Below are 2,721 nucleotides of genomic sequence, written 5' to 3' on the forward strand. Positions count from 1 at the left end.
ATTTCACTTGGTATGGTAGGAGCGTTGTCCATTGTCCGTTTTCGTACAGCAATTAAGGATCCTATGGATCTTTTGTATCTGTTCTGGGCAATCACCACAGGAATTACGGCTGGAGCGGGAATGTATGTCCTGGCGCTTCTGGCGGCTGCAATTATGATCCTGATGATCGTATTGTTTTATCACAAACAGCAGAGAGGAAAAATCTATATTGCAGTGATCCACTATACAGGAGACCAGGCAGGGGATGAGGTAATCCGCTGCTTTGGAAAAAGAAAGTATTTTGTCAAATCCAAGACCATGCGCAAAGAAAAAACAGAGATGGCAGTGGAATTGTACTGCCGACAAAATGACATGGATTTTATGGAAAAAATCCGCAGCATTGAAGATGTAGAAGATGTCACTCTGATTCAGTATAATGGGGAATATCACGGATGAAAAAGATTCTGGCAGCAATGTTGCTGATTCTGATAGTCATTCTGGCAGCTGGCGCAGGTTATCAATGGTGGTCTTCCGGAAATGGAAACAAAAAGCAGTTTCAGAAATCCCAGGAGATTTTTGGAAATCCGCTTATGGGATATGCACCAAGTGCCTGGTATGAGAATGTGTCAGAGGATATTTCGCTTTTGTATATGGACATTACCTGGGCAGAATTAGAGCCGGAAGAAGGGGTGTATGCCTGGGATTCCATAGAAGAGGAAAACCAGATAAACAGGTGGAAAAAAGAAGGAAAACATCTGATCTTGCGTTTTGTCTGTGACATTCCGGGTGATGAGAAACATATGGACATCCCCCGGTGGCTGTATGAGAAGACAGAGGAAGACGGAACCTGGTATGACGGTGAATATGGAAAAGGATATTCACCGGATTACAACAATAAGGTTTTTATAGAAGAGCATGAGAAGGCAATCAAAGCCCTTGGAGAGCATTTTGGAAAAGACGGGCTGATCAGTTATATTGAGCTTGGAAGTCTTGGACATTGGGGAGAGTGGCATGTAAATTACAGCGATGGGATTACGAGAATCCCTGAGGAAGCTGTAAGAAATCAGTATATTATGCCCTGGCTGGAAGCTTTTCCCGGCGTAAACATGCTTATGAGAAGACCTTTTCATATTGCAGAAGCTTATGGAATGGGGCTTTATAATGATATGACCGGGCATAAAGAGTCCACAGAAGAATGGCTGACCTGGATTCAGGAAGGTGGAGATTATGGACAGGCAGAGGAGAAAGATGCGCTTGGCAGTATGCCAGACTTCTGGAAGACAGCTCCATCGGGCGGTGAATTTACCAGCTCTGTTTCCATGGAACAGATGCTGGTGACAGATCTGGAACAGACTGTAGAATTGGTCCGGAAGTCTCACACTACATTTTTAGGTCCGAAATATGCAGACAGTCAGTATAAAGATGGCTATGACAAAGTGCTTTTGAATATGGGGTACCGCCTGTGGATCTCAGAAGCTGCCTGGAAAAGGGAGGGGCAGGAAGATTGCCTGTGCCTGACCTGGAATAATGACGGCGTTGCTCCGCTTTACAAAAAATGGCCGGTATATCTGTATCTGGAGGATCCCTCTGGAAATACAGTGGAGAAGACTGAAATCAATATGCTTCTTTCTTCTGTTTTACCAGATACACAGCTTATTACCCGGACTGTATTTGAAACCCGGGATATTCCGGCACTTTTGAAGGAGGGATATGCTCTGTCTGTGGGAATTGAAGATCCCATGACAGAAAAGCCTGGCGTAAGGCTGGCAATGGAATGTGCTTATCAGAATGGCAGAAATATACTATGGCAGAAGGAAAAATAGAGTGGCTTTCGGTCCCTTTGCTTTCGGAAGAACCGGTAATAAAAAGTTGGAAGAGGTAGAGAAATGTCAGAAAAAATAGTGAAATACGAGTATGAATATGGCCTGTGTAAACGGATGCACTACCGTGGATTATGGTGCGTGCGTTATGAAGGTGTGCCAGGGCATTTTGAGAAAGCGGGTATGGCCTGTTCCTGTGCAGTGGATGGCTGTGATAAGGATTGTGCAGTTATGGAAAGTGCGGATGCCGTTATTGATCCGGAGTGGGAGTGGCATATGCTGGACAATCCGCCTGGAAGATAGAAAAAAATTACGGCAGAGACAGGAAGAACTGCATATTATACCATAAGGCATGAAAACCGGAGTTGATAGTATGAGTCTGGCGGAATCCTTAAATTGGGAGCAAGAAGAGCAGTGCACATCCGTTTTTTCACGGTCTGTTACCAACCGGAAAAATCAGGAAAATTTAAAATTGTCAGAGAAAAAGGAATTATTAAAGAAAATCGCAGATATTCTTGCAGAGGAAAAATGGATTACCTCAGCTGAATTGTTGGTTTTGAAGGAAAAAATAGAAAAATACGGTGGCACTTTATGACCAGGGCAGTGATCTACTGCCGGTGCAGTACAGAAGAGGAGTGCCAGAAGGATGCGCTTATAAGACAGGCGGCGGAGGCAAGAGAATGCGTCCGCCGCCTGAACTGGTCCTTAGAGGATGAATATATAGAAAGCAGGTCCGGTACCAGCACCCGGGGACGGGAACAGTACCAGCGGCTTTTTTCTGACCTTCTTAGAGATAAATTTGAGATTGTAGTGATAAAATCCCAGGACAGACTGATGCGAAACACAAAGTTTTGTTATGTTTTTGTGGATCGGCTTGTGACTTGTGGCAAACGACTGTATCTCTATCTGGAAAACCGTTTTT

The 2,721-nt window shown here is 44.3% G+C and carries 5 protein-coding genes; all 5 read left to right on the forward strand.

The genetic code is table 11. The features are described from left to right. The coding region (locus Q5911_RS14740) for a DUF4956 domain-containing protein (protein WP_303183938.1) at positions 1 to 435 on the forward strand (435 nt) is incomplete at its 5' end. Further along, positions 432 to 1,802 (forward strand): DUF4832 domain-containing protein, encoded by a 1,371-nt coding sequence (locus Q5911_RS14745; protein WP_303183940.1) that lies wholly within the window; start codon positions 432 to 434, stop codon positions 1,800 to 1,802. The genes Q5911_RS14740 and Q5911_RS14745, both read left to right, overlap by 4 nt. Positions 1,803 to 1,865: 63 nt before the next feature. After that, the gene (locus tag Q5911_RS14750; protein ID WP_118581393.1) at positions 1,866 to 2,102 is read left to right on the forward strand and encodes a hypothetical protein; all 237 of its coding nucleotides are present in this window, start codon (positions 1,866 to 1,868) and stop codon (positions 2,100 to 2,102) included. A 70-nt stretch (positions 2,103 to 2,172) separates the two neighbouring features. Next, a complete protein-coding gene (locus tag Q5911_RS14755; protein WP_303183944.1) occupies positions 2,173 to 2,394 on the forward strand; it encodes a hypothetical protein in 222 nt (73 codons plus the stop codon). Beyond that, positions 2,391 to 2,721, forward strand: a 331-nt coding sequence (locus Q5911_RS14760; protein ID WP_303183946.1) for a recombinase family protein, incomplete at its 3' end; no start/stop codon positions are given. The genes Q5911_RS14755 and Q5911_RS14760, both read left to right, overlap by 4 nt.

This window comes from Lachnoclostridium phocaeense (assembly GCF_959599685.1).
Taxonomy (GTDB): Bacteria; Bacillota; Clostridia; order Lachnospirales; family Lachnospiraceae; genus Claveliimonas; species Claveliimonas monacensis.

What these genes read in the sequence shown, in the direction of transcription:
- Q5911_RS14745 (WP_303183940.1), top strand. Translation starts at nt 432, where the DNA reads ATGAAAAAGATTCTGGCAGCAATGTTGCTGATTCTGATAGTCATTCTG.
- Q5911_RS14750 (WP_118581393.1), top strand. Translation starts at nt 1,866, where the DNA reads ATGTCAGAAAAAATAGTGAAATACGAGTATGAATATGGCCTGTGTAAA.
- Q5911_RS14755 (WP_303183944.1), top strand. Translation starts at nt 2,173, where the DNA reads ATGAGTCTGGCGGAATCCTTAAATTGGGAGCAAGAAGAGCAGTGCACA.